Source organism: Rhizobium sp. K102, from assembly GCF_022385315.1.
GTDB lineage: Bacteria > Pseudomonadota > Alphaproteobacteria > Rhizobiales > Rhizobiaceae > Rhizobium > Rhizobium croatiense.
In genome coordinates, this window is the sequence record NZ_CP092438.1 from 216,352 (window position 1) to 242,417 (window position 26,066).

Consider the following 26,066-nt stretch of genomic DNA (forward strand, 5'->3'; position numbering starts at 1 on the left):
GCCGGTTGCTCCTCCTGATGTCAGGCGACGCGCGGAGGATATTCGTTCGCAGCGAAGACGTGATGGTGCACTTTGCCGGTGAAAAGCTTCAATAGCTCGCCGGTGACCTCGCGGCTCTGAAACCGCACGTCGGAGAGAAGTGCTGCGTTCACGGCCTCCATGTGAGGATACCGAATGGCCAGAGCCATGGCATAGACCGGCGCGCCTTCGTCGCGTTCGACCCCGTCCAGCACCCGGATTTCTTCGGCTCCGGGAAATTTCGTCCACAAAGGGACAAGGCGCTGTCTCACAAAATCGCGAAATTCCTCTTCCCGGCCGGGATGGATTTCGCCTTCAAACAAAGCATAGCGAATGATCATAGGTTCTCTTTTCCAAAACTCGAGGGAGCTGGACCGATGTCGGGTGACGGAGGGGAGGGAGGGCGTATCCGTCGATACGCCCTGGGAAGGCTTATTTGCCCCAGATTTTCTTATATTGATCGCGGTAACCGTTATCGGGATCGAAGCTGTTCTTCGGTCCGCCGTCGAATTCGACATTCTCACTGGTCACCACGTGCAGCGGCGACACATAGCCCGACCACGGGGCGCCGGCGAAAGCGCGGTTCAGTTCGTCGACGAGCTGCCAACCCTGCAGATTGAGCGGCTCGGCAACGGTGACGGCCTGGAACTGTTTGGCGCGGATACGCTGATAGGCGCTCTCCGAACCGTCGCCGGCCGCGACATTCACCGGCTTGCCGTCACCGGCAATGCCGGCCGAGGCAAGGGACGGTCCCATGAAATCGTAATAGAGGTCGTTGATCGCCAGGGAATGCGTCCATTTGGCGCCGTACTTCTGCAGCAGCGACGTCGTCAGCTGCGGCATGCGCTGGGAGGTTTCGGCGATCGGCGTGTCGACATATTCCAGCACGGTGCCGCCGAGATCCTCGATCTCCTTCTTCATGCGGTCGGCCTTGGCGATCGCGATCGCATAGGTCGAGTCGGTGAAGATGATGACACCCGGCTTGCCGCCGGCATCGGCGAAGGCCCAGTCCGCCGCGGACTTCGAGACTTCCATCGCATCGGTGGTCACATTGGCGAATACGCCGACCTCCGGAACCGGGCCGACCGCCGAGGCGGCGTGCCAGGAAACCATCGGAATGCCGGCCGCCTTGGCCGCTTCCATCGCCGGCTTCTGCTCGACGGCATCGAAGCCGTTGATGATGATACCGTCGGGCTTCAGCGCCATGGCCTGGCCGAAGGCCGCCGTCCGTCCGCCGATCGAGCCTGCGCCGTCAAGCGCCTTCACCGTCCAGCCCAAGGCGCCCGCCGCTTCCTGAACACCGTTGACCACGCCGAGGATGCCGCCGTTCTTCATATCGGCGGCAAGAATGACGATGTTCTTGCCGCTCGCGCCCTTCGGCCCGCTCGTCGGGCCATCCCAAGCGCTCACCTTGGACGCATACTTGTCGACCACGGCCTTGGCGTCGGCCATGGAATCGGCCATTGCCGGCACGCTGATCAGAAGGGCGACGGTTGCGACCGTTGCCTGCATTAAAGTCCTGCGCTTCATGTTCACTCCTCCATTTTGTTTGTTCTGGAACACCGGCTGAGCCGGCATCCTCATTTGGATGCGGGTGTGATCCTCCTCACAGCTCCGCGCTTGCGCTGGGCGTAACCTGCTATGCCGATGGCGATCAGCAGGGTTACTCCATTGAACAGCGGTTCGACGAAGAACGATCCGCCGAATTGCTGAATTCCCGATATGCCGACCGCCAGGATGATGACGCCGATCAGGGTGCCCCAGACATTCACCCGCCCCGGCTTGATCGTCGTCGATCCGAGGAATGCGCCGACAAGCGCCGGCAGCAGATATTCGAGGCCGACGCTCGCCTGGCCGATGCGCAGCTTCGAGGCGAGAAGGACACCGGTCAGAGCCGCCAGCAGACCCGAGGTGATGAAGGCCCCCATCACGAACTTGCGGACAGGAATGCCGTTGAGGGCCGCGGCCTTGGGATTGGCGCCGATGGCATAGAGATAACGGCCGATCGGCAGATATTCGAGCACGATCCACATGCAGATCGCGATCAGGAGCACATAGAAGCCGGTGATCGGCAGGCCGAACAGCATGGTGCCATTCAGCGCATAAAAACCTTCCGGCAACACGCCGACCACCTGCCGCCCGCCGGTGTGCCAGAGGGCAAGCGCGTAGAGAACCGTTCCCGTGCCGAGCGTGGCGATGAAACTGTCGATCTTGGCGACTTCGACCAGCAGGCCGTTGATGAAGCCGGTGAGGACGCCGAGCGCCAGAACGATGACGACGGCGACCGGCCAGGGCAGGCCATAGACCGTCTGCAGGCTGATGGCGAGAATGTGCCAGAGCACGATGCCGTAGCCCACGGTCAGATCGATGCGCCCCGATGCCATCGGGATCATTGCGGCGAGCGACAGCAGCGCGATGATCGCCTTGTCGGAGACGATCGAGCGGACGTTCAGCACGGTCGGGAAGGTATCGGGCAAGAGGATCGAGAAGAGCACGATCAGGCCGACAGTCAGGATCACCAGCCCGTAAACCGGGATCAGGCGTCCGATCTTCTGGCCGGTGGACAGGCCGGCCATTTCGCTCTTGGTCGGCTCCAGCGCAGTGGATTCAATGGATTGCATGGCTGTTCTCCCGATGGCTCAAGCCGCTTCCGAGGCGGAGGCGGCGGTGATGACCGCCTCCGTCGTCAGAGCGCTTCCACTCAGTTCGCTGACGATTTTGCCGCGCGAGAAAACCAGCGCGCGGTGGCAGATATGGGCGATTTCCTCGAAATCCGTCGAGACCACGACGACCGCCAGACCGGCTTCCAGCGCCTGGGTGATCAGGCGGTAGATCTCGGCGCGCGCGCCGATGTCGACGCCGGCGGTCGGGTCTTCGGCGACCAGCAGCTTACGGCCGGTCGCCAGCCAGCGGCCGACGACCACTTTCTGCTGGTTGCCGCCCGACAGCGCTTCCGCCGGCAGATCCGGATCGTTCGGCCTGAGGCCGACGGAATGGCCGATCGCATGGGCAAGATCGGCTTCGCCGCGCGGCGACAGGAAGGAGAAAAGCCCGCGCCCGACGGCACCCGGATTGAGATAGGTGTTTTCCCGAATGGAAAGCGACAGCGCGACGGATTCCTCCGTCCGGTCACGGGCGATCAGACCGATGCCCGACGCCATGGCCTGTCGCGGGCTGGACAGATCCGGCGCCTGGTCATGCAGCAGAACCGAGCCATTGAAGGGCTCGCAGCCGAACAGCGCTCGGCCGATGCGCTCCTGGCCGGCGCCGCGCAGCCCGGCCAGGCCCAGCAACTCGCCCTCACGGATATCGAAGGAGATCGGGCTCGTGCCGGCGCAGACGAGGTCGCGGACCTTGACGATCGCCTTGCCGGGCTTGATCTCGGTCTTGGAAAAGAGACTGTCGCCGCTGCGGCCGATGATCATCGTCACCAGTTCGTCGGGGGTGGTCTCGCTGACCGGCTTCTGTCCGACCATGCATCCGTCGCGCAGCACGGCGACACGATCGGCGATGCGGAAAATCTCGTCCAGCCTGTGGGAGACGTAGATCATGCCGACGCCGCGCTCCTTCAGGGGGCGGATCGCATTGAACAGCCGATCGACTTCGTCGGCGGGAAGGCTCGCCGTCGGCTCGTCGAGCACCAGAACATCGGCTTCGACGGCAAGCGCGCGGGCGATGGCGACGAGCGATTTTTCGGTGCGCGACAGGGCCGAGACCCGCGTCGTCGGATCGAAGTCGCAGCCGACCAGTTTCAGCGCTTCCTTGGCCCGCGCCTGCGTCCTTCCCCAGTCGATCAGGCCGCCGCGCATCGAGAAGCCCTGCGACAGGCCCATATTCTCACCGACCGTCATCCACTCGATCAGACCGAGATCCTGGTGGATGAAGGCGACCGGCTGCCGCTCGTTCGGTTTCGGCGGGCGATGATGGTAGCTCTGGCCGCGAAAGAGGATGTCGCCGTGATCCGGCTTGTAAATGCCGGCAAGCGTCTTGATCAGCGTCGATTTGCCGGCGCCGTTTTCGCCCAGCAGTGCAAGGATCTCGCCCTCGCGCAGATCGATCGATACGTCACGCAGCGCCTGCGTGCCGCCGAAGCTCTTGGTGATCGATTGGAACTCCAGCAGTCTCTTGGCTTCCACTGTGGCTCCTCCCAAAGCTGCAGCTGTCCTTAAAAGATGTTATCGATAACATTCCGCAATAGTCAAGCGGAAAGTGACAATCCCCAACTCCGCGAGATGACGTCAGCCGGCGCGAAATCCGTCGAGGAGATGCATCATCTCGGCAGAGTTCCTTCGGCCCAAGGCCGGCGGCGCAAAGCAGGCGGTGAATCTCCACCACCGCACCCGTCATCGGCAGCGGAGTTCTTGGTCTTCAGCGCAAAGGCCTGGAGCGAATCCAGATCCTTCAGCATATTGTCGATCCTGCCTGTCGGCGAGAAATCCCGGGCGGCGAATTTCGCCATGAATTCCTGCAATATCCGGCTGTCCGCCCGGCCGCCGGCAAGGGCTGCCGGAATTGCGGCGGGATCGACGCCGCCGGCTTCCGCGAGCTTGACGGCTTCGGCGACCGCCTGGAACAGCACGGCACAGAACAGCTGATTGATCAGCTTGGTGGTCTGACCGGCGCCGGAGGCGCCCATCAGCGTATAATTGGCGGCAAGATGCCGCATCACCACACGCGCCCGCTCGAAGTCCTCGGGGTTGCCGCCGGCCATGATCGTCAATTTGCCGCCGAGCGCGCCGGGTACGCCGCCCGACAGCGGGCAATCCACCCATGCCATGCCGGTTTCCGCACGCAGCCGTTTCGCCATGTCGGCCGTCTCAGTGGGGTCGATGGAGGACATGTCGATCAGCAGCTTGTCGGCGATTGCCGCCGCCGCAACCCCCTTCTCGCCGAAGACGACGGCGCGCACGATGCTGGCGTGATTGAGGCTGAGAATGCAGAATTCCGACGCCGAGACGGCAGTCGCCACGGAGCTCGCCGCGTGAGCGCCCTTTGCCGTCAATGCTGCAACCTTCTCGGCATCGAGATCGAAGACCGATACTTTGTGGCCTGTCTCGATCAGCCGCGTGACGATCGCCGTTCCCATGATGCCGGCGCCGATAACGGCGACATCTGCTCTATAATCATCCTGCATGAAAACCTCCCTTGTCGGCCGCGCCCAGCCCCTCACAAGCCAGCGCCACCATATCATCCAAAGCCCTACCGATCGCCACCGTTACCACACCGGCTTCACCGGTCGGCGGCTCCAGCGTCTGCAGCTGGCTGTCGAGCAGCGACGCCGGCATGAAGTGGCCCTGGCGGGCCTGCATCCGCGACAGCAGCAGATCGCGCGAGCCCTCCAGGAAAACAAAGGCCAGGCGCCCGCCAGCCACCTGTCTCAACCGGTCCCGATAGCTGCGCTTCAGCGCCGAGCACGAAATAACCAACCCCCGCGACACCCTTTGCGCGGTCTTTATTTCCTCACCAATCCGGTCGAGCCAGGGCAGGCGGTCGGCGTCGGTGAGCGGTATGCCTTTCGCCATCTTCTCGACGTTTGCGGCGGGGTGGAGTTGGTCGCCCTCCACAAATCGCACGCCGTTTCGAGCGGCGATTCCCGCTCCAACCGAGGATTTGCCGCAACCGCTCACGCCCATGACCACGACCGCCAGAGGCAACGCTTCTTTCTCGCTCTCCATCGTCGTGTCTCGGTCAGAGGCAGGTCGTGATGCCGCCATCGACATAAAGCGTGTGGCCGTTGATGAAAGACGAGCCGCGGCCCGAGAGGAAAACGGCGGCACCCACCAGTTCCTCGACATTGCCCCAGCGTCCGGCCGGCGTCCGCTTCTCCAGCCAGGACGAGAATTCGGGATTGTCGACGAGCGCCTGGTTGAGCGGCGTCTTGAAATAACCCGGCGCGATCGCATTGATCTGCAGACCGTGCTTGGCCCAGTCGGCGCACATGCCGCGCGTCAGGTTGCGCACGGCGCCCTTGGTCGCCGTATAGGGTGCGATGCCGGGACGAGCCAGTTCGCTCTGCACCGAAGCGATGTTGATGATCTTGCCTTGACCGCGGGCGATCATGGCCTTGGCGGCTGCCTGGCCGACGTAAAACACGCTCGAAATATTGGTGGTCAGCAGTAGCTCCCATTTGTCCGCCGGAAAGTCTTCCAGCGGCGTGCGAAACTGCATGCCGGCATTGTTGATCAGGATGTCGAGCGGGCCGATATCGGCCTCGATCGCATCGATGCCCGCTTTGGCGGCGTCCTTGCTGGTCACATCGAAGATGGCCGCATGCGCCGACAGGCCTTGAGCCTTGAGGCTCTCGACGGCCCGTTTGACGCTTTCGGGCGTGCGGCCGTTGATGACGACCTCTGCGCCATGCTGCGCCAGGCCCTCGGCCAGCGCATAACCGATCCCCTGGCTCGAGCCGGTGATCAGGGCAAGCCGTCCGGTCAGATCAAACAGGTTCTTCATGCAAGTAACTCCTCCGGTGTCGCTGCGAATGACGGCTTATACCGCCACTTCAGGTGAAACTCACTTGACATCGCTTTTCCGGATTATATGTTATCGATAACATAATCAACTGTCAAAATGCGGGACGGAGACGGAATGCCTGAGGTAGAGATCTTGATGACCGGAGCCTACCCGGAATGGGATATGGTCGATCTGGAGGCGAAGTATCGCGTTCACCGCCTGTGGGAAGCGGCAGACCGGCAGGAACTGATCGCAAGGGTCGGCAAGGATATTCGCGCCATCGCGACGCGCGGTGAACTCGGCGCGTCCGCCGAGCTGATGAAACAATTGCCGAAGCTGGAGATCGTCTCCTGCTACGGCGTCGGCACCGATGCCATCGACCTCTCCTATGCCCGCACCAACGGCATTCGTGTCACCAATACCCCTGACGTGCTGACCGAGGACGTCGCCGATATCGCCATCGGATTGCTGCTTGCCACGGCGCGGCAGATTCCGCAGGCCGACGTTTTCGTCCGCGCCGGCCAGTGGGGCAATGTCGCCATGCCGCTGGTGACGCGGGTCTCAGGCAAGAAGGTCGGACTGGCCGGCATGGGGCGGATCGGCAAGGCGATCGCCAAGCGGGCCGCCGCTTTCGGCTGCGACATCGCCTATTTTGCCCGCAATGAGCACAAGGATGTCGCCTACGCCTACCAGCCGGACCTTGTGGCACTTGCCGATTGGGCCGATTTTCTGATCGTCATCGTCCCCGGCGGGCAGGCGACGATGAAGATCATCAATGCCGAGGTGCTGAAAGCGCTCGGCCCCAACGGCATGTTGATCAATGTTTCGCGCGGAACGACGGTCGACGAAGAGGCGCTGATCGCGGCCCTCCAGGACGGCACCATCCAGGCCGCCGGCCTCGACGTCTTCCTCAACGAACCGAAGATCGATGCGCGTTTCCTGACGCTTCAAAACGTGGTGTTGCAGCCCCATCACGGCTCCGGTACCGTCGAGACTCGCAAGGCCATGGGCCAGCTGGTCAGAGACAATCTCGCCGCGCATTTTGCCGGCAACCCGCTTCCAACTCCCGTCGTGTGAGGGATTCGCTATGAAAGCCATCGTCATTCATGCCGCCAAGGATCTCAGGATCGAGGAGCGCGAGCCGGAGGTTGCGGGAGAGGGGCAGGTGGAAATCGCCATCGAAGCCGGCGGCATTTGCGGCTCCGACTTGCATTATTACAATCATGGCGGCTTCGGCACCGTTCGCCTGCGCGAGCCGATGATCCTCGGCCACGAAATCGCCGGCACGGTCAAGGCGCTGGGTGCCGGTGTGAGCGATCTTGCCGTCGGAGACCGTGTTGCGGTGTCCCCGAGCCGGCCGTGCAATCATTGCCAATATTGCCTGAAGGGACAGCAGAACCACTGCCTCAACATGCGATTTTACGGCAGCGCCATGCCGATGCCGCATATTCAGGGCGGCTTTCGCCAGCGGCTGGTGGCGGAGCGTTGGCAATGCCACAAGGTCACCGAGGGCATTTCCATTCACGAGGCCGCCTTCGCCGAACCCTTTGCCGTAACGCTGCATGCGGCCAGCCGCGCCGGATCGCTGCTGGGCAAACGCGTGCTCGTCACCGGTTGCGGCCCGATCGGGATGCTGGCGATTGTTGCCGCGCGCGTTCTCGGCGCCCGCGAAATCGTCGCGACCGATGTGACCGACAGCGTTCTGGCAATCGCCCGCACCAGCGGCGCGGATCGGACGATCAATGTTGCCACGCATGCCGCTGACCTCGCCGCTTACGGCGCCGACAAGGGTTATTTCGACGTCATGTTCGAAGCGTCGGGCAATGAGCGCGCCGTGCGCGCCGGCCTGGAGGCGCTGAAGCCCCGCGCCGTTCTCGTGCAGCTCGGTCTCGGCGGCGATGTCTCCATCCCGCAGAACATGATCGTCGCCAAGGAAATCGAGATGCGCGGGACATTCCGCTTTCACGAGGAATTTGCGCTTGCCGTCGAACTGATCAACGCGCGCCGCGTCGATCTGAAGCCGCTGCTGACAGGGGTTTTTGCCATCGACGAGGCCGTCGCCGCCTTCGAATTGGCCAGCGACCGCAGCAAGTCGATGAAAGTCCAGATCGCCTTCTGACAAGGCGCCGATTATCGGGCGCCTCGCTCCGTGCTTTCGCGCAGGACGACCCTGTAGCCGGTCAATGTAATCTCGTCGCCGGTCGCCTCGCCGCCCGCCTGCAGGGCATCCAGCAGCCGGGCGGCGGCCTGGCGGCCGATGCCGTAACAGTCGACATTGATCGTGGTGATGCTGGGATGACAGATCGACGAGATCTCGTAGTCGCCGAAGCCGGCAATGGCGATATCTTCAGGCACGCGCATTCCCCTGCGCTTGCATTCCATGATCGCGCCGAAGGCGGACAGGTCGGAGACGCAGAGAACCACTTCCGTGTCCGGCCAGCGTTCCAGGAGGCTCACCACCGCTTGGCCGCCCTGTTCCATCGTGATCGGCGGCACGCCGAAGGAAATCGCCCGGCCCGGTCCCAATCCCAGTTCCTCGACAGTCTTCAGGAAACCGCTTCGCCGCTGGCTGCCGCGCGTATCGCGCGCCGTCGTTCCGCCGATGTAGCCGAACCGCCGATAGCCCTGGCTTGCAAGCGTCCGCACCAGCAGCGACATCGCCTCGCTGTTGGAAAAGCCGACGACGTGATTGATCGGCTCTTCTGGAATTTCCCAGGTTTCAACCACCGGAATGCCGGCCTTATCAAGCATGCGCCGCGCCCGGTCGGTATGCGAACCGCCTGTCAGGATGATGCCCTCGGGGCGTCGGCGCAGCATCGCCTCGATCAGCTTTTCCTCTTTTTCGGCGGAATAATCGGTATAGCCGAGAAGAAGCTGAAGGCCGGTATTTTCCAAGGCATCGGTGATGCCGCGTGCGGTATCGGAAAAATTCGAATTGTTGATGGAGGGCACCAGCGCCGCGATGAAGCCGCTGCGCCGCGATGAAAGGCCGCCGGCGGAAAGATCGAGCACATAACCGAGCGCATCGACGGCTTCCATGATGCGCTTCCGGGTCTCTTCGGAAACGCTCGCATCCTGGCGAAAGGCGCGCGAAACGGTCATGGCCGACACGCCGACATATTTGGCGACTTCGGCCATCGTCAGCTTTTGGGCGTCTCCTCCCTTGAGACGCCTGCCTTTTGACTCATCCTCGTCTTTCACCGGCTCCGCTTTCAAACAGCTTCCGCGTTGGGCATGTCAGAAGACGATAAAGTTATCGCTATCATCGCACAATCAATATTATTACAGGACTGCCGCGTTCCACAGTTCGTCGATCTCTGTACGAAGGGCGAAAAACAGGGCAGGATGATATCGATAACATTCTGAAGTGAGGGAGATCATGTTCGGAGAAATCGAGGGTACGGGGTTCGAAGTGCTCGACCCACGTTTTGAAAGCTGTTTCGTCGGCCATGCCCGCGTCGAGCGGCTTTGGACGGGCGGCCGCTGGCTGGAAGGACCAGCCTGGTTTGCCGCCGGGCGTTATCTGGTCTTCTCGGATATCCCCAACAATCGCATGATGCGCTACGACGATACCAGCGGGCAGACGTCGGTCTTCCGCGCGCCCAGCAACAATTCCAACGGCAACACGGTCGACAATCAGGGACGACTGATCACCTGCGAACATCTGGCGCGCCGTGTCACGCGAACGGATTTCGACGGCGGGATTACCGTGCTGGCCGATCGCATTGCCGGAAAACGGTTCAACTCGCCCAACGACGTCACCGTCAAATCCGACGGAACCATCTGGTTCACCGACCCGAGCTACGGCATCCTTCACGATTATGAGGGCGACTACGGCGAAGAGGAAATCGGCGGATGCCATGTCTACCGGCATGATCCGGCAACAGGCACGACCGATCGGATGACGTCCGATTTCATCAAGCCGAACGGGCTGGCCTTTTCTCCCGACGAAACAGTGCTTTATGTCGCAGACACCGGCGGGACCCATCTGCCCGACGGCCCGCGTCATATACGAAAACTCGCTGTGTCGGGTGATGGACAGCTCACCGATCTCGGCATTTTCGCCGAATGCACCGCAGGCTTTTTCGACGGCTTTCGCGTCGACCGGAAGGGGAGGATCTGGACGAGCGCCGGCGACGGTGTGCACGCTTACGATCCGGACGGCACGCTGATCGGCAAGATCCATATCCCTGAGATCGTCTCCAATGTCGCTTTCGGCGGCGAGAAACGAAACCGCCTCTTCATCACCGCAACCACGTCGCTCTACGCCGTCTATCTCACGGCTAATGGGTCGAGACTGGGATAGAGCGGGCTGTCGTTCCGTTCTCCGTTGAGACGTAATGTGTGGTCGACTTGGGGAGCATTTCGGTAATAAACCTGTAGGCCCACAACAAAATCAGTCCACAACCTGTATCGGTGCGCACAGAATTCAGTTTATAGGCTGATTTTATTAGTTGCTTATCGTCCTATAGACTGATATTTAGTTATCTTAGACCAGCCTGTGATGTGATTTTGTAGTAGGGCCAAAAGGTTTCAGTGATGAAAAGCGAAGTGCGAAAACGAGCGCGGAAACGGCTTGATGAACGCCTTCATGCACTGCAGCCTGCGGAGAACTTCAGAGCTCCCCCTAAAGGATGGGTTCGCGCATTGCGAGACGCACTCGGCATGACCGGAGCGCAACTCGGTTCCCGGATGGGGATCCGGCCGCAGACAGTGGAAACGATCGAGAAGTCGGAGGCATCAGGAACGATCCAGCTTAGCACTTTGCGCCGCGCAGCCGAAGCGCTCGACTGCACGCTTGTCTACGCACTGGTCCCGAATACGTCGCTCGAGGCCGCACTCAACGGCCAGGCAAGAAAGATCGCGTTGCGCGAACTTCAGCGGGTCGCGCATACGATGCGCCTGGAGGCACAGGGCACCGATGACGCCGATCTTGAATCCCGTATCCAGGCCTACATCCGTGACCAGCTTTCCGAGCGCGATCTCTGGTCAGAGAAATGACCGACCTCTTCCAGGAACCCGAGGACGCAACACCGCTTGAACCGCAGGAACGCGAGGGCCTGCTTCAAAGCTGGATCACGCATCGAAACGACCTCAACGAGGCCGAACAGGAGAACATCGTCAAGGGCGCAGCCTGGGGCCGCGGACGACGGCGTATGCCGGTCGACAAGGTGCTGACGGAAGACTTTATGCGCACATTGCACCGACGCATGCTCGGCGAGGTCTGGCAATGGGCAGGTCGCTTCCGGGCGACGGAGCGGAACATTGGTATTCAGGCCTATCGCATCCCGGTCGAGCTCGCGGCGTTGCTTGCCGACGTGCGATACTGGATCGAGCATGAGACCTTCGCCGCGGACGAGATTGCAATCCGATTCCACCATCGTCTGGTCGCCATCCATCCGTTCCCAAACGGCAACGGGCGCCATGCGCGACTGGCGGCCGATCTTCTCGTGGAAAAGCTGAACAAAGAGCCCTTCAGTTGGGGGAGCGGGAGCCTCAGCGACATGGGCGATCTACGCATGCGCTATGTCGCAGCACTTCAGGCCGCCGACAACCACGACATCGGTTCCCTTCTCGAGTTTGCCCGCAGCTGAACGCGGAGCTCCTCGCTCCACTGAAAATCCAGCTTAATCTTCAAACGCCAGCAACAGAGGCCGCCCTCCCAGGCGGCATCTGCTTCGCAATGCTTTCGTCATTGACTGAGGCCGTCAGCCAGCCGGATGAGCCCGAGGAAATCCGATCTGTAGCCGAAGGGGTCTGCCCCCCGCGATGCCGCGGCGAGATCGCCAATCGCCTGATAGGAATAGGCATCGAGGGCACCGGTGCGGCTTAGTTTCTGGCCGAAGGCGGCGACGGCCACCGAGAAGCGGACATCCTGAGGAGCGGCGTCAACGGTGGCGACCATATTGCGGTCGTCGACAGGCGTGGTGATGAGGGCGCTCTTGTCCTCGCCCGGCCGCTTGTAGCGCATCTTGACGAAGGCAAGTTCGCCGTGATGGGCGCTGTCGGAGGCCTCGGCCGGCACCTTGTTGGCTGCGCCATAGCGCAGGTCGTCATTCATCACCGCCGGGCTTCCCTTGGCGGTAATCTCGTAGATTGCCGTGACGCTGTGGCCGGAGCCGATATCGCCGGCGTCGACACGGTCATTGTTGAAGTCCTCACGCTTGAGAGCGCGTGTCTCGTAGCCGATCAGCCGGTATTCGGCGATCCGTTCCGGGTTGAATTCGACCTGGAACTTGACGTCCTTCGCGATCGGAAACAGCGTCGATCCGGCCTCTTCCACGAGCGTCTTCTGCGCCTCCGCCAGCGTGTCGATATAGGCGGCGCTGCCATTGCCGTTCTGCGCCAGCGTCTGCATCAGGGAATTCGTTGAGATTGCCGCGGCCGAAGCCGAGAACAGTGAGGAAGATGCCCTCCTTGCGTTTGTCCTCGATGATGCGCTTCAGATCCTCGTCGCTCGACGGGCCGACATTGAAGTCGCCGTCCGTCGCCAGCATCACCCGGTTGACGCCCTCCTTGACGAAGGCCTTTTTGGCAAGATCGTAGGCCGCCTCGATGCCCTCGGCGCCGCCGGTCGAGCCTCCAGCCTCCAGCCTGTCGATTGCCGAGAGGATCTTCGATTTCTCCGACACCCGCGTCGGCTCGAGCACCGTGCCGGCATTGCCGGCATAGGTGACGATCGAGACGGTATCGTCTGGCTTCAGCCGGTTGACCAATAGACGGAAGGCGCTCTTCAGCAGCGGCAGCTTGTCCGGCTCGTCCATCGAGCCCGAGACGTCGATCAGGAAGACGAGATTGGCGTGCGGCGCAGCCGCCGGCGCGATGTCATAACCCTTGATCGCCACATGCATCAGTTCCGTGTCGTGGTTCCACGGCGTCGGCATCACGGTCACGGTCGCCTTGAAGGGCTGGTCGGCCTTGTCGGGACGCGGCCAGTCATAGGGGAAGTAATTGATCATCTCCTCGACGCGCACCGATTGCGGATCGGGCATCGCCCCGCCGGTCAGTGACCGGCGGACGAAGGAATAGGAGGCGCTATCGACATCGGCGGAGAAGGTCGAGACCGGATCGGTCGCGACATTCTTGATCGGATTTGCGGCGGCATTGGCAAAGCGCTCGCGGCTGGGATCGACTTGAACCTGCATACGACTTTCCGTCGGCGGAGCAGGCGAGGGGGCGACGGCCATCGGCTCCGCCAGCTGCTGCTGGGGAACAGCGGCACCTGATGCAACAGAGCGTTTGGCCCCTTCGGACATTGTACCCCCCGACTTATTTAAGAGGGCGGAGACGTCGTCGGAATTGAGATCAGATTTCCGCGCGGCGATCGCCTGCTCCTTGTCCTGCAAGACTTGAGCGCTCTCAGCCGCCGACAATTGAGCCGGCCGCTTCTCTTCAGTCACCGCTTCGGAAAGCGTGGGCGCGGCCGGCCGGGCAGTCGGTATCGGCGCTTCCTTTTTCGAAACGGTGCCGGCTATCCTTTCCTGATCGATAATAGGTTGGTTGCGGGTTAGCTCGAGGGTGAGATAGCCGGCGGCGGGAATAACGAGCAGCGTCGCAAGCGCTGAACCGGCGAGGAATTTCTTATTCACGGCAGGGCTCCATATCCAGTTGATGATGGAGCTTGGACGCCAGCCTTTCGCAATTCCTTGGGCTGCCGCTGCATTATTTTCGGCGCTGTCGAAGGCCTGCATCGCCGCGGCAAGGGCGCGTGCCCGCGCCTCCGGATCGGCTGCCGGCGGTGCGAGGCGGGAGAGCTTTTCGAGTTCCTTGTCCATCATACCTCTTCCTTGCCGAGCATGGCTTTCAGCCTCTTGCGCGCCTCGTGGACCTGCCAGGACACGGTCGCCTCCGAGCAGCCCATGACATCGGCGGCCGCCGAATGGCTGAGGCCTTCGCCGTAGACGAGCAGCACTGCGTCGCATTGCCGTTCCGGCAAGGCGCGCACGGCCGCCCATAATGCGCTCGACAGCTCGTCGTCGTTTCCGCCCGGCGCATCCGGCTGCGGTTCGGCCGCGTAAGCGCGGAATGTGTGCGCTTCCCGCGCAAGTTTGCGTCTATGGTCGCGGGCGGCGTTGAGCGTCAGCGTGTAGAGCCATGTCCTGAAGCGGCTGGCGCCGCGAAAGCCGCGGATGGCCGCGCCGAGCTTGACGCAGACCTCCTGGGCGATATCGTCGGCGTCGGTGGAACTGCCTGACCATCGCCATGCCGTCGCGTGGACGAAATCATAATGGCGCGAGACCAGTTGCCCGAAGGCCTCCCGGTCACCCCCCTGCGCTCGTTCTATGAGCTCCGCATCCAATGCGCACCTACCCCCAAGCTATCAAGCAAGATGCTATTTCGGGATTGAGACGTTTCTCCGATGGCTTTCCTTGGGTCGACGCCAAAAAAATTTTGGCGAATTTTGAATTGGGCTCAAAATAATCGAGCGCCGCGACATAAACGGGTCGCTGCCGGACAGATCGGTTCCATCGCAAAGGCGCAAGATGACGGCAGAGTTGGCCAGGGACATGGATCTGCATGTTCCAAATCGAAAGGACCCCCAATGTCCGCTCCAACGCCTGTCCCCACCGAAAAGGGCATCCTGCAATTTCTCGCAATTTGCGATGCTTTTTATCCGCCGGATGCGATTGAGGCATCGGTCGAACAGCAGCGGCATTGGTACGATGCCCTTTGCGCGCGCTTCGACCGTCCGCTGCCCCCGGATATGATCTTTGCGGACGGCATGGTCCAGCGCGTACCGATCCGGCGCTACCGTCCGCGCAAAATCGTTACCCGCACCATTCTGCTCTATCTTCATGGCGGCGGTTTCGCCGTCGGTTCGCTTGAGAGCCATCATGCCATCTGCGCCGAGATCGCCGATTTCGCCGGTGCGGAACTCGTATCGGTCGATTATCGGCTCGCGCCCGAATATCGCTGGCCGGCGCAGACGGATGACGGTTTTGCCGTGCTGAAACATCTGCTTTCCGCCGGGAGCAAGGTCGTGCTGATCGGCGACAGCGCCGGCGGCAATCTCGCGGCCGGCCTTGCCTTGCGCGCACGCAATGAGGAGCTATCAGGCGTCGTCGGCCAGGTGCTGATCTACCCGGCGCTCGGCGGCGACCTTGCCGCAGGTTCCTATGTCGAAATGGCTGCGGCGCCCGGCCTGACAACGGCAGATGTCACCTATTATCGCACGATCCTGCAGGCGCCTGACAACAATGAGATCGCCGAGCCGCTGCAGGCGCCGTCGCTTGCCGGGCTGCCGCCGGCCTTCATCACGGTCGCGCATTTCGATCCGCTCCGCGACGACGGCCGGCAATATGCCGCCCGGCTGGCTGCGGAGGGCATCGAGGTCTCGTTCCGGGAGGAGCCGCAGATGGTGCATGCCTGGCTGCGCGCCCGCCACATGAGTGACGGCGCCAAGGACGGCTTCCGCGCGGTCTGCGAGGCCGTCCGGCATTTTGCGAGCGCCTGACGATCACATCAGGTCGCGGGCGATCTTCTTTTCCGCGAAGACCTTTTCGAAGATCTGCACGTCATCCTCGAAAGCCGTGACGATGGCGCTGATGATCCAATCGGTCGCCGTGCAGGCAATCCGCGCCGTCGCGACGGTGCGGACGAACCAGCCGGGACGGCGCATGTCGCAGGTCCAGGTCGAAATCCCCGTCATCGATAGCGGATCATCGGGCGAGATCGACCAGACTTCCTCCCGCAACTGCCGGGTCGACAGGCCGGTCTCAGGATGTTCGTAGAGCCCGGTATCCTCATGAATGCGGTATTTCGTGCGGTTCGACGAAAGATCACGAACAACCTGTCTTTTGGTCGCGGCGGCGGCATGCTCGATATATTTCGGCAAAGGATCGGGATTGGCCGGTTCGTCGATTTCAATCCTCTCGTGTTCGCCAAGCATCGGCAGCCCAAGACCAAGTGAGGCGATATCGATATCGATCCCCCCGTCTTCCGGCGGCGGCAGGATCATCGGCCAATAGGCGGTGGAAAGCGAAAGGCGGATGCGATGTCCCTTGCGGAAGCGATAGCCGCAGGCATCGAGCACGAGCCGGAGCGACACCGTCTCGCCCGCGGTCAGCGGCTTCGGATCGGCGTTGCCGTCGCGATGGGTGAGGTTGACGACGCCGAAGGTGACCCGCGTCGCCGTGCCATCGGGATGAACATCGACGAGCCGGGCGCAGAGATTTCCGCTCGATGCCCGGGAGCGCAGCGCAAGCGTCAGCACCGGCCGCCCGAGATAGTCGTGATCCCGCGCCAGCGGCATCGTATCGAAGACCAGCGAGCCGGCATCGTCCGAGCGTTGGTCGATCGCCATTTCGGCATCGGGCTTCAGCGTGAAATATTCACCGGATGCCGTGCCGGTATCGAGGGGAGAACTGAGATAGACGGGATGCTCCGGCGCATGCGGGATCGGCATGCCCTCCGTCAGCCTGCCGAATTGCTCGACATAGAAGCATTGCATCTTCGGCGGCGACCAGCTGTCCTTCGCCACCCAGAAACCCGGATCGCTGTCGCGGCGGAGAGCCGGGCGGATAGCATCGAGAATATAGGCGCGCGCCTGCGGCAGCCGGTCGATGCCATTGTCCTCGCCGCGCAGCCATCTGCTCCACCAGGCGATCGCTTCGGCATGGAAATCCATGCGCGGTTTCGGCCATGCGAAGTGCGGATATTTGTGCACCCAGGGGCCGACCAGCGCCTTCGCCTTCTCGCCCAGACCCTCGACCGCCATCAGCGGCGTATTGCGATAGCCGTCGGCCCAGCCGGCAATGACGAGCGTAGGGATCTCGACGCTGGAAAAATCCTCCGAGATCGAGCCGTGCCGCCAGAAATCATCGCGCCGCTGATGGCTCAGCCACTCCTCCATGAGAAACGGTTCGCCTGCCAGGCGCTCGATCCACATCTCCTTCCAGCGTTCGCCGACAAGGGCCGGATCGGGCGGGCGCGACTGGTAGCCGAGCATCGTCGCCGCCCATGAGAGCTGGGCGGAGAGATGGCACCCGTTCTTGTAGTGGATATCGTCATTGTAGCGGTCGACGGTCGAGGCAATCGAGATGACGGCTTTGAGCGCCGGTGGGCGCAGGGCTGCGACCTGCAGGCTGTTGAAGCCGCCCCAGGAGATGCCCATCATGCCGACCGCGCCGTTCGACCAGGGCTGCGCGGCGATCCAGGCGATCAGCTCGCAGGCATCGGCAAGCTCACGCTCGGTATATTCGCCGTCGATGACGCCGTCGGATTCGCCCGATCCCCGGATATCGACGCGCACGCCGGCAATGCCGGCAGCCGCAAACACCGGATAGGTCGACTCATCGCGAGGACTGGTGCCGTCGCGTTTGCGATAGGGCAGGAATTCGAAGACGGCAGGAACGGGATCCTGCTCGGCGCCGTCGGGCATCCAGATGCGCGCCGCAAGCCGCGTGCCGTCCTTCAGCGTGATCCATTCATTCTCGATGGTGGTGAAGCCGCGCGACGTCATGCTCATTCCTTTCAGACACCGGTCTTTCAGTGACCGGCGCTTTCCATGCGCCGGGTCGCAAGCACGCGTTCCAGCCAGCCGATTTCCATTTCCGGCACCGATTTCAACAGCAGATCGGTGTAGTCGTCGAAGGGCGGCGATAGCGCCGTCGATTTCGGCCCGAACCGCACCAGCTTCCCGCGATGCATCACCGCCACGCTGTCGGCGATCGCCCGGACGATCGCAATGTCATGGGTGATGAAGACATAGGATAGCTGCTCTTCCTCCTGCAGCCGCAGCAGCAGTTTGAGGATGCCCTCCGCGACCAGCGGATCGAGCGCCGAAGTCGGCTCGTCGCAAAGGATGAGCTCGGGTTTGGCGGCAAGGGCTCTGGCTATTGCCACGCGCTGCTTCTGACCGCCGGAGAGTTCGGCCGGATAACGATCGACGAAGCCGTTGCCCATTTCGATCTGGTCGAGCAGCTCCTTCACTCTGGCGGTCTTCTCCCCACCTCTCAGGCCGTAATAGAAGGTCAGCGGCCGGCCGATGATGTCGCGCACCGTCTGGCGCGGGTTCATCGCCGTATCGGCCATCTGATAGATCAGCTGGATGCGCCTCAGATCATCGTTCGGCCGGCTCTTGAGACCGGGCATCAGCGCCTTGCCGGCAAAGACGACACGCCCGCTGCTTGGCGGCAACAGGCCGGTAATGACGCGTGCCAGCGTCGATTTACCGGAACCGGATTCGCCGACAACGGCGAGTGTCTGCCCCTTCGGCACATGCAGCGAGACATCATGCAGCACCTTGAAGCCGTTGGAATATTCGGCGCTGACATTCTCTACCTTCAGAAGCGCCGCAGACTGGTCGGCGGCTTCCTCGCGATAGGCCTGCCTAACATTGACCAGCGCGCGGGTATAATCTTCCCGCGGCGCTTCGATGATCTGCTGGACGCTGCCATATTCCACCTGCTTGCCGTGGCGCAGGACCATGATGTCGTCGGAGATCTGGGCGACGACGGCAAGGTCATGGGTGATGTAGAGGGCTGCCGTATGGGTTTCCTCGATCGCATGCTTGATCGCCGCCAGCACGTCGATCTGCGTGGTGACGTCAAGCGCCGTGGTCGGCTCGTCGAAGACGATGAGTTCAGGGTTCGAGCAGAGCGCCATCGCCGTCATGGCGCGCTGCAGCTGACCGCCGGAGACCTGGTGGGCGAAGCGCTCGCCGAAGGTCTCAGGATTGGGCAGGCCGAGCACGCGGAACAGATAAAGCGCCCGTTTGCGCGCCTCCTCCCGGCTCATCAATCCATGTTTGACGGAGGCTTCGATCACCTGGTCGCCGAGCCTGTGGGCCGGATTGAAGGCGGCAGCGGCCGATTGCGCGACGTAGCAGACCCGGGCGCCGCGGATTTTCCGGATGCCATCCTTGCCGAGCGTCAGAATATCGGTGCCGTCGAGCCGCACCTCGCCGCCGGTGATTTCGGCGCCGCCGCGGCCGTAGGCCAGCGCCGACAGACCGATCGTCGACTTGCCGGCGCCCGATTCTCCGATCAGGCCGAGAACCTTGCCCTTCTCAAGGTCGAAGGACACGCCGTCGACGATCGTTACCCGCCTGGGCGCTTCGCCGGGCGGATAGCTGGTCGCTTCGATCTTGAGATTGCGAACGGAAAGAAGCTCAGGCATCGCCACGCCCTCCCTTGAGGCTGGATGTGCGTTTCAGCAGCCAATCGACGACGAGGTTGACGCAGATGGCGAGCACGGCGATCGCCGTGCCCGGCACCAGCGCGGCTGAAATGCCGAAGATGATGCCGTCCTTATTATCCTTGACCATGCCGCCCCAGTCGGCCGCCGGCGGCTGAATGCCGAGGCCGAGGAAGGACAGGGTGGAGAGGAAGAGGATCGAGAAGGCGAAGCGCAGCCCGAACTCGGCCAGCAGAGGCGACAGCGTGTTCGGCAGGATCTCGCGGAAGATGATCCAGAGCTTGCCTTCGCCGCGCAGCTTGGCCGCCTCGACGAATTCCATCACCGCGACATCGAGCGCCACAGCACGGCCGAGGCGGTAGACGCGGGTGGAATCGAGGATCGCCATGACGAGGATCAGCACGACCAGGTTTTGCGGCAGCACCGCCAGCACCACCAGCGCGAAGATCAGCGTCGGGATCGACATCATCAAATCATTGAAGCGCGAAAACACCGTGTCGATGAGGCCGCGTGAGACGGCCGCGGTGAAGCTCAGGATCACACCGAGCGAGAAGGAGATGATCGTGGCGGCGGAGGCGACCAAGAGCGTCGTGCGGGCGCCGTAGATCAGGCGTGAGAGGATGTCGCGGCCGAGATTGTCGAGGCCGAACATATATTGATCGTCCGGCAGCTGCCAGACGTCGCCGACGACCTGCGTTTCGCCATAGGGAGCGAGCCAGGGAGCGAAGAGCGCGAAGATAAAGGCGATGGCGATGCCTGTCATGCCGATCCAGGCGGTGATGGGGATGTCTCTTGCTCTCATCGCGGATGCCTCAGCCGGGGATTGGCGACGATCGCGAGGATATCGGCAATCATGTTGAGGAAAATATAGACGGCCGCGAAGATCAGGCCGCAGGCCTGCACGACGGGCATATCGCGCACGGTGACCGCATCGACCATATATTGCCCCATGCCGGGATAGACGAAGACCACCTCGACGACGACGACGCCCACGACGAGATAGGCGAGGTTCAATGCGACGACATTGATGATCGGCGCCAGCGCATTGGGGGCGGCATGCTTGACGATCGCGCGGAAGGCGCTGAGGCCCTTCAACTCGGCGGTCTCCATATAGGCCGAAGACATGACGGAGAGGATCGCCGCCCGCGTCATGCGCATCATATGCGCGAGCACGACAAGGACGAGGGTCGCGGTCGGCAGCGCGATCGCCTTCAACCGCTCGACGAAACCCATACTGTCGTAGACGGTCGCGGGAAAGGTCGCCATGCCGAGCTTCACGGCGAAGAAGAGGATCAGCAGGTAGCCGATGAAGAATTCCGGCAGCGAGATCGCCGCAAGCGAGATCACGTTGATGATCTTATCCGGCATGCGGTTGCGGAAATGCACAGAGAACATGCCGAGGCCGACAGCGAGCGGCACCGAAATCGCCGCGGCGAACCCCGCCAGAAAGAGCGAATTGCCGAGGCGCTTGCCGATCTGTTCGCTCACCGAATTCTTGCTGGCCCAGGAGGTGCCGAAGTCGCCCTGGACGGCATTGCCGAGCCACTCGACGTAACGTGTCGTCACCGGCCGGTCCAGCCCGAGATCCTGGCGGATGTTGGCAACGGCCTGCGGCGTTGCCGACTGGCCGAGATAGGTGGTGGCAAAATCGCCAGGCAGGGCTTCGAGCCCGCCGAAGATCAGGATGGAAACGGCAAAAAGAAGAATAATGCTGAGCACGAAGCGCTCGAGGATGAGGGCAAGCAACGGAAAACGCTGCCGGAGCCTCAGGCCCGGCAAGATATTGCTGGGGGCAGGGTTGGTCATGGCAAATGCCTTTGGCTAAAACGTCGGGAGGACCGCGGGTTTTCTTCCCACGGTCCCAGCTTCGTCGGAGATCGGAGGGGCGCTGCGCCCCTTGCCATCAGGCGTCCAGCCAGACGCGGGTTGCGACGTAACCGTTCGACATGTCGTTGCCGATGTCGTGGACATACCCCTTCACCTGCTTGGTGGAGGCGTTCACGAAGTCGTTGAACATCGGCAGGATCACGCCGCCTTCATCGCGCACCATCATCGCCATGGTACGATACATCTCCTTGCGCTTGGCTTCATCAAGCTCGGAGCGGGCCTGCAGCAGCAGCTTGTCGAAGTCAGGACGCTTGAACTTGGTGTCGTTCCAGTCCGCCGTCGAGAGATAGGCGGTGGAATACATCTGATCCTGCGTCGGACGGCCGCCCCAATAGGAGGTCGAGAACGGCTGGACGTTCCAGACATTGGTCCAGTAGCCGTCGCCCGGTTCGCGCTTGACCTCGATCTCGATGCCGGCCTTCTTGCAGCTTTCCTGATAGAGAACGGCCGCATCGACGCCGCCGGGAAAGGCGACTTCGGAGGTGCGCAGCAGCACCGAGCCGCTATGGCCCGACTTCTTGTAGTGGAAGGCCGCCTTATCGGGATCGTAGACGCGTTGCTCGATGCCCTCGGGGAACAGCGCATAGGTGGAGTTGATCGGGAAGTCGTTGCCGACCTTGCCGTAGCCGCCGAGGATCTTTTCCACCATGGTCTCGCGGTCCATGGCGTATTTGAGCGCCAGGCGCAGATCGTTGTTGTCGAACGGCGCCTTGTCGCAATGCATGATGAAGACGTAATGGCCGCGCCCGGCAGTCGAGAGGATCTCGACGTTGGGGGCGCGTTTCAGGAGGTTGACGGTCTTCGGATCGACGCGGTTGATGTAGTGCACCTGGCCGGACGACAGTGCGGCGATACGGGCGGTGGCGTCGTTCATGCCGATGATCTCGATCGAGTCGACATAGCCCCGGTCGCTGCGCCAGTCGTCCTTGTTCTTTTCGAATGTCGCCCGGACGCCGGGCTCGAAGCTCGTCATCTTGTAGGGGCCGGTGCCGATCGAGGCCAGCGGATCGTCGACGCCACCATTCGGCTGGATGACCAGATGGTAGTCCGACAGCAGCAGCGGCATGTCGGCATTGCCTTCGCTAAGCGTCAGCACGAGATTGCCGCCGTCGGCCTTTATCTCCTTGATCGAACCGAGGACACCGAGCGCGCCTGATTCCGACTTCGCATCGGTATGACGCTTCAGCGTCGCGACGACGTCGTCGATCGTCAGTTCCTTGCCATCGTGGAACTTGACGCCCTTGCGGATCTTGAAGGTCCAGGTCACAGCGTCCTTCGATGGCTCCCAGGATTCGGCGAGCGCCGGCACGGCGGCACCCGTCAGCGGATCGGATTCAACCAGCATGTCGCCCCAGCAGCGGCCGATGCAGAACATGACCTGCGACAGGAACTTCGCCGGATCCTTGGAATCGGTGGCGGCGCCGCCTTCGAGGCCGAGCTTCAGGTGGCCGCCGCGCTTCGGTTCGGCGGCTTCGGCGCTTTCGGTGAAGAGCTTGTCGGCGACAGCAAGTGTGATGCCGGCCGCCATGGCGCGTCCCATGAATTCGCGGCGGCTGAGCCCGCCGGCGGTGACGCGGCTTGTGAGATATTTGCTATAGTCGTTCATTCCCCTGTTCCTTCTTTGTGGTGCGTTGACAGAACTTCCGGGCTGGTCCGCAGGCGGTTTCCTCTCCACCTCCGGTGCCCGCATCATGCGGGAAAATGCTGCGGTTGCCGCCGCCTCTTCATTGTCCTTTCCAAATCGGGTTTCGCTTTTCGGCGAAGGCGCGGGCGCCTTCCAATTGATCTTCGCTCGAATAGAGCCTGTCGACGGTCGCAAACTGCCGCTTGGTGACCTTGTTCATAGCAGTCTGGAACGTCGAACCCTCCGCTTCGCGCACGATTTCCTTGATGGCCGCATAGACGAGCGGCGGCCCGCTTTCGAGCAGGCGGGCAAGCTCCCAGGCTCTTTCCATCAGCCGCCTGGCCGGCAGAACCTCGTTGACGAAACCCCAGCGATGCGCCTCGTGCACATCGAGCCAGCGTCCGGTCAAAAGCATGTCCATGGCGATATGATAGGGAATGCGCTTCGGCAGCTTGATCGAGGCGGCGTCGGCAACCGTGCCCGAGCGGATTTCCGGCAGGGCGAAAGTCGCATGATCGGCGGCGATGATCAGATCGGCCGAAAGCGCGATCTCCAATCCACCGCCGCAACAGATGCCGTTGACGGCTGCGATGACCGGCTTGTTGAGGTCGCGCAATTCCTGCAGCCCGCCGAATCCGCCGACACCGTAATCCCCGTCGACCGCATCGCCTGATGCCGCCGCCTTGAGATCCCAGCCGGCGCAGAAAAACTTCTCACCCGCGCCCGACACGATGGCGACTCGCAGCGTTGGATCATCGCGGAAGTCTCGGAAGAGCAACCCCAGGGCACGGCTGGTCGCAAGGTCGATGGCGTTCGCCTTCGGCCGGTCGATGACGACTTCGAGCACTCCGCCGTCATGTCGTGTGCGAATGTGGTCGCTCAACCTATGCTACCTCCTCCGCCGTATCAGGGCATCGACTGCGGCAACGCCGCGCCCTTCGGGAAGAACCATCAATGGATTAATGTCCAGTTCCTCCAGGCATGCCGCGTTCCTTACGACATAATCTGCCGCTGCTGAGACAGCGTCGACAGCGGCTTCGAGATCACCTTTTGGCCGCCCCCGATAGCCATAGATCAATTTTGCAAGTTTGAGACGCGAAATCGCAGCGTGAATCTCGGTTTTCGTCGCCGGAAGTGGCAGGATGGTGGAATCTTCAAGCAATTCAACGAAAATACCGCCCGCTCCAAGCGTGAGCGACAATCCGAAGATAGGGTCGCGGATGGCCCCCACAATGAGCTCGGCGACCGGCGGATCGATCATCTTTTCGACGAGATACCCGGCATTCGGTGGCATTGCCGCCGCTGCATTCGCAACCGCCTCACTATTCCTAAGGTTGAGCGCGACAGCCCCGGCTTCGGTCTTGTGGGCAATGCCGAGAGCCTTCAGCACGACGGGAAAACCCAGCCGCTCGGCCTGTTCGGCGGCTTCGCGGGGAGAAAAAGCCTGCAGCCCCCAGGGAACAGGGAGGCCGCAGGCAGCAAGCTCCGTCTTCGCATCAGCTTCCGTCAGCGTCTCGATCTCGCCGTCCATGCAAGGCATGTCGAGCAGCGGCAGAGGAGGCGGGAGATCCCAGGCCCGGCCGATGCCGGCGGCGACCTCCGCCGCGATGATGGTTTCGTCGATGCCCGAGAAAGCAACGATGCCGTTGGCCATCAGCCGATCGGCGACCGGCTCCGGCATGTTTTCCGGAAGTGTCGCCAGAATCCCGGCCCGCGCACCGGTGGCAGAGGCCGCCGCCACCACCGCGTCTGCCGTCATCGACCATTCGGCCGCATCGCAGCGGTCTCCGCGCGGAAAATCGAGGACAACGAGATTGAGGGCGTAGCCGCCTTCGAACATGGCGCTGAAGGCTTCGCTCTGGCGGGCGGCATCGCCCCAGACGAAAGTGTGGTAATCGAGCGGATTGCAAAGCGTCGCCATCTCGCCGAGGACCCGCCGCAGCCGCGGCAATTGCTGCGGCTGCAGAGCTGCGAATTCCACATTGCGGCCGACGGCGGCGTCGGCCATCAGCGAGGCTTCGCCTCCGGAACAGCTCATCGATGAGATCGAATGGCTGGCGAGCGGACCGGCGACATGCAGCAGTTTCAGGGTTTCGAGCAGCGCCGGCAGGCTCTGGACACGGCCGATGCCGAGGCGGGCGAGCACGGCGTCCGCCACGGCATCGCTGCCGGCAAGCGAGGCCGTGTGCGACACCGCCGCACGTTTTGCCTGATCCGATCGGCCGACCTTCAGAACCACCACCGGCTTCCACGCCCGCCGGGCCATAGCGGCAAGGCGTTCGAGGGAAGCGAGGTTCCCGAACCCTTCGACATGAAGGCCGACCGCCGTGACACGCGGGTCGTCGATCAATGCACAGGCGACATCGGCAAGCGATGTCTGCGCCTGGTTGCCTGCGGTGACCATATAGGCGATCGGCAACCCCCGGGTCTGCATGGTCAGGTTGATGGCGATATTGGAGGATTGCGTGAGGATCGCCACACCTCGCTCGATGCGCTGCATGCCGTGCTGATCGGGCCAGAGCAGCGCGCCGTCGAGACCGTTGATCAGCCCGTAGCAGTTCGGCCCGAGTATCGGCATATCGCCGGCTGCCGAAAGCAGGGCCTGCTGCAGCTCGGCGCCATCATTTAGTTCCGCCGTCGCCTCGCTGAAGCCCGATGCGTAACAGACCGCGCCGCCGGCGCCGGCGCGCGAAAGGCCGCGCACGATCTCGACGGTCAGCGTTCTGTTGACGCCGACGAAGGCGGCGTCCGGTGCGGCGGGCAGATCGGAGAGAGAGCGATAGCAGGGCCGCCCGAGCACCTCGTCCAATTTGGGATGAACGGGCCAGATCTTGCCGGAAAAGCCCATTCGGTCGCACTGCTCGATCACCTTGCGCGCCTCGCGGCCGCCGAAGACGGCGATCGTTTGCGGTCTGAGCAGGCGGTCGAGCGGGCTAGATGTCATCGG

Annotated in this window: 21 protein-coding genes and 2 pseudogenes; 6 read left to right on the top strand and 17 right to left on the bottom strand. The window is 62.5% G+C overall.

Translation table 11 applies throughout. The features are described 5' to 3' along the window. Positions 1–20 precede the first annotated feature (20 nt). The 7 genes and pseudogenes from MHI61_RS31650 to MHI61_RS31680 all read right to left on the bottom strand — a co-directional run bounded on the left by MHI61_RS31650 (position 21) and on the right by MHI61_RS31680 (position 6,471). Complete coding sequence (locus MHI61_RS31650; protein ID WP_097580874.1) at positions 21–359, bottom strand: hypothetical protein; 339 nt, start codon at positions 357–359, stop codon at positions 21–23. Between the two features lie 91 nt (positions 360–450). Further along, positions 451–1,548, bottom strand: coding sequence for a substrate-binding domain-containing protein (locus MHI61_RS31655; RefSeq protein ID WP_239793429.1), 1,098 nt, complete (start codon positions 1,546–1,548; stop codon positions 451–453). 50 nt (positions 1,549–1,598) lie between these two features. Beyond that, a complete protein-coding gene (locus MHI61_RS31660; protein WP_097606077.1) occupies positions 1,599–2,639 on the bottom strand; it encodes an ABC transporter permease in 1,041 nt (346 codons plus the stop codon). 18 nt (positions 2,640–2,657) lie between these two features. Then, the gene (locus MHI61_RS31665; protein ID WP_239793430.1) at positions 2,658–4,154 is read right to left on the bottom strand and encodes a sugar ABC transporter ATP-binding protein; all 1,497 of its coding nucleotides are present in this window, start codon (positions 4,152–4,154) and stop codon (positions 2,658–2,660) included. Between the two features lie 102 nt (positions 4,155–4,256). After that, a pseudogene (locus MHI61_RS31670) lies at positions 4,257–5,152 on the bottom strand (NAD(P)-dependent oxidoreductase). Continuing rightward, positions 5,142–5,693, bottom strand: coding sequence for a gluconokinase (locus tag MHI61_RS31675; protein WP_239793431.1), 552 nt, complete (start codon positions 5,691–5,693; stop codon positions 5,142–5,144). The pseudogene MHI61_RS31670 and the gene MHI61_RS31675 overlap by 11 nt, the downstream one beginning before the upstream one ends. Positions 5,694–5,706: 13 nt before the next feature. After that, positions 5,707–6,471 (bottom strand): SDR family oxidoreductase, encoded by a 765-nt coding sequence (locus MHI61_RS31680; RefSeq protein ID WP_097580880.1) that lies wholly within the window; start codon positions 6,469–6,471, stop codon positions 5,707–5,709. A 135-nt stretch (positions 6,472–6,606) separates the two neighbouring features. Here MHI61_RS31680 and MHI61_RS31685 point away from each other — a divergent pair, with 135 nt between their 5' ends. After that, positions 6,607–7,548 (top strand): 2-hydroxyacid dehydrogenase, encoded by a 942-nt coding sequence (locus tag MHI61_RS31685; RefSeq protein WP_239793432.1) that lies wholly within the window; start codon positions 6,607–6,609, stop codon positions 7,546–7,548. A gap of 10 nt (positions 7,549–7,558) precedes the next feature. Then, entirely contained in the window at positions 7,559–8,590 is a 1,032-nt protein-coding gene (locus MHI61_RS31690) for an L-idonate 5-dehydrogenase (protein WP_097664981.1), read from the top strand. Between the two features lie 11 nt (positions 8,591–8,601). On the opposite strand, the gene MHI61_RS31695 is transcribed toward MHI61_RS31690, so the two are convergent. Continuing rightward, positions 8,602–9,672, bottom strand: coding sequence for a LacI family DNA-binding transcriptional regulator (locus tag MHI61_RS31695; protein WP_239793433.1), 1,071 nt, complete (start codon positions 9,670–9,672; stop codon positions 8,602–8,604). Between the two features lie 178 nt (positions 9,673–9,850). On the opposite strand from MHI61_RS31695, the gene MHI61_RS31700 reads away from it, so the two are divergent. From MHI61_RS31700 to MHI61_RS31710, 3 genes are all read left to right on the top strand, one after another. Next, positions 9,851–10,777: an SMP-30/gluconolactonase/LRE family protein gene (locus tag MHI61_RS31700; RefSeq protein ID WP_239793434.1), complete on the top strand. Its 927-nt coding sequence runs from the start codon at positions 9,851–9,853 to the stop codon at positions 10,775–10,777. 233 nt (positions 10,778–11,010) lie between these two features. Beyond that, positions 11,011–11,472, top strand: coding sequence for a mobile mystery protein A (locus MHI61_RS31705; protein ID WP_239793435.1), 462 nt, complete (start codon positions 11,011–11,013; stop codon positions 11,470–11,472). Further along, on the top strand, positions 11,469–12,065 hold the full coding sequence (locus MHI61_RS31710) for a mobile mystery protein B (RefSeq protein WP_239793436.1): 597 nt from the start codon (positions 11,469–11,471) through the stop codon (positions 12,063–12,065). The genes MHI61_RS31705 and MHI61_RS31710 overlap by 4 nt, the downstream gene beginning before the upstream one ends. 98 nt (positions 12,066–12,163) lie before the next feature. On the opposite strand, the pseudogene MHI61_RS31715 reads toward MHI61_RS31710, so the two are convergent. After that, positions 12,164–14,249, bottom strand: a pseudogene (locus MHI61_RS31715) (von Willebrand factor type A domain-containing protein). Next, positions 14,246–14,770, bottom strand: a complete 525-nt coding sequence (locus MHI61_RS31720) for an RNA polymerase sigma factor (RefSeq protein WP_239793437.1) — start codon at positions 14,768–14,770, stop codon at positions 14,246–14,248. The pseudogene MHI61_RS31715 and the gene MHI61_RS31720 overlap by 4 nt, the downstream one beginning before the upstream one ends. A gap of 243 nt (positions 14,771–15,013) precedes the next feature. Here MHI61_RS31720 and MHI61_RS31725 point away from each other — a divergent pair, with 243 nt between their 5' ends. Continuing rightward, positions 15,014–15,925, top strand: coding sequence for an alpha/beta hydrolase (locus MHI61_RS31725; protein ID WP_239793438.1), 912 nt, complete (start codon positions 15,014–15,016; stop codon positions 15,923–15,925). Positions 15,926–15,928: 3 nt separating this feature from the next. On the opposite strand, the gene MHI61_RS31730 is transcribed toward MHI61_RS31725, so the two are convergent. From MHI61_RS31730 to MHI61_RS31760, 7 genes are all read right to left on the bottom strand, one after another. Continuing rightward, positions 15,929–17,932, bottom strand: coding sequence for a CocE/NonD family hydrolase (locus tag MHI61_RS31730; RefSeq protein WP_239793439.1), 2,004 nt, complete (start codon positions 17,930–17,932; stop codon positions 15,929–15,931). Positions 17,933–17,958: 26 nt separating this feature from the next. Continuing rightward, the gene (locus MHI61_RS31735) at positions 17,959–19,590 is read right to left on the bottom strand and encodes an ABC transporter ATP-binding protein (protein WP_239793440.1); all 1,632 of its coding nucleotides are present in this window, start codon (positions 19,588–19,590) and stop codon (positions 17,959–17,961) included. Beyond that, positions 19,583–20,410 (bottom strand): ABC transporter permease, encoded by an 828-nt coding sequence (locus MHI61_RS31740; RefSeq protein WP_239793441.1) that lies wholly within the window; start codon positions 20,408–20,410, stop codon positions 19,583–19,585. The genes MHI61_RS31735 and MHI61_RS31740 overlap by 8 nt, the downstream gene beginning before the upstream one ends. After that, positions 20,407–21,414: an ABC transporter permease gene (locus MHI61_RS31745; RefSeq protein ID WP_097584583.1), complete on the bottom strand. Its 1,008-nt coding sequence runs from the start codon at positions 21,412–21,414 to the stop codon at positions 20,407–20,409. Before MHI61_RS31745 ends, MHI61_RS31740 begins: the two co-directional genes overlap by 4 nt. Before the next feature lie 97 nt (positions 21,415–21,511). Then, a complete protein-coding gene (locus MHI61_RS31750; RefSeq protein WP_040143081.1) occupies positions 21,512–23,101 on the bottom strand; it encodes an ABC transporter substrate-binding protein in 1,590 nt (529 codons plus the stop codon). Positions 23,102–23,219: 118 nt separating this feature from the next. Beyond that, the gene (locus MHI61_RS31755) at positions 23,220–24,002 is read right to left on the bottom strand and encodes a carnitinyl-CoA dehydratase (RefSeq protein ID WP_239793442.1); all 783 of its coding nucleotides are present in this window, start codon (positions 24,000–24,002) and stop codon (positions 23,220–23,222) included. A gap of 6 nt (positions 24,003–24,008) precedes the next feature. Next, positions 24,009–26,063, bottom strand: a complete 2,055-nt coding sequence (locus MHI61_RS31760) for an acetate--CoA ligase family protein (protein ID WP_239793443.1) — start codon at positions 26,061–26,063, stop codon at positions 24,009–24,011. Positions 26,064–26,066 lie beyond the last annotated feature (3 nt).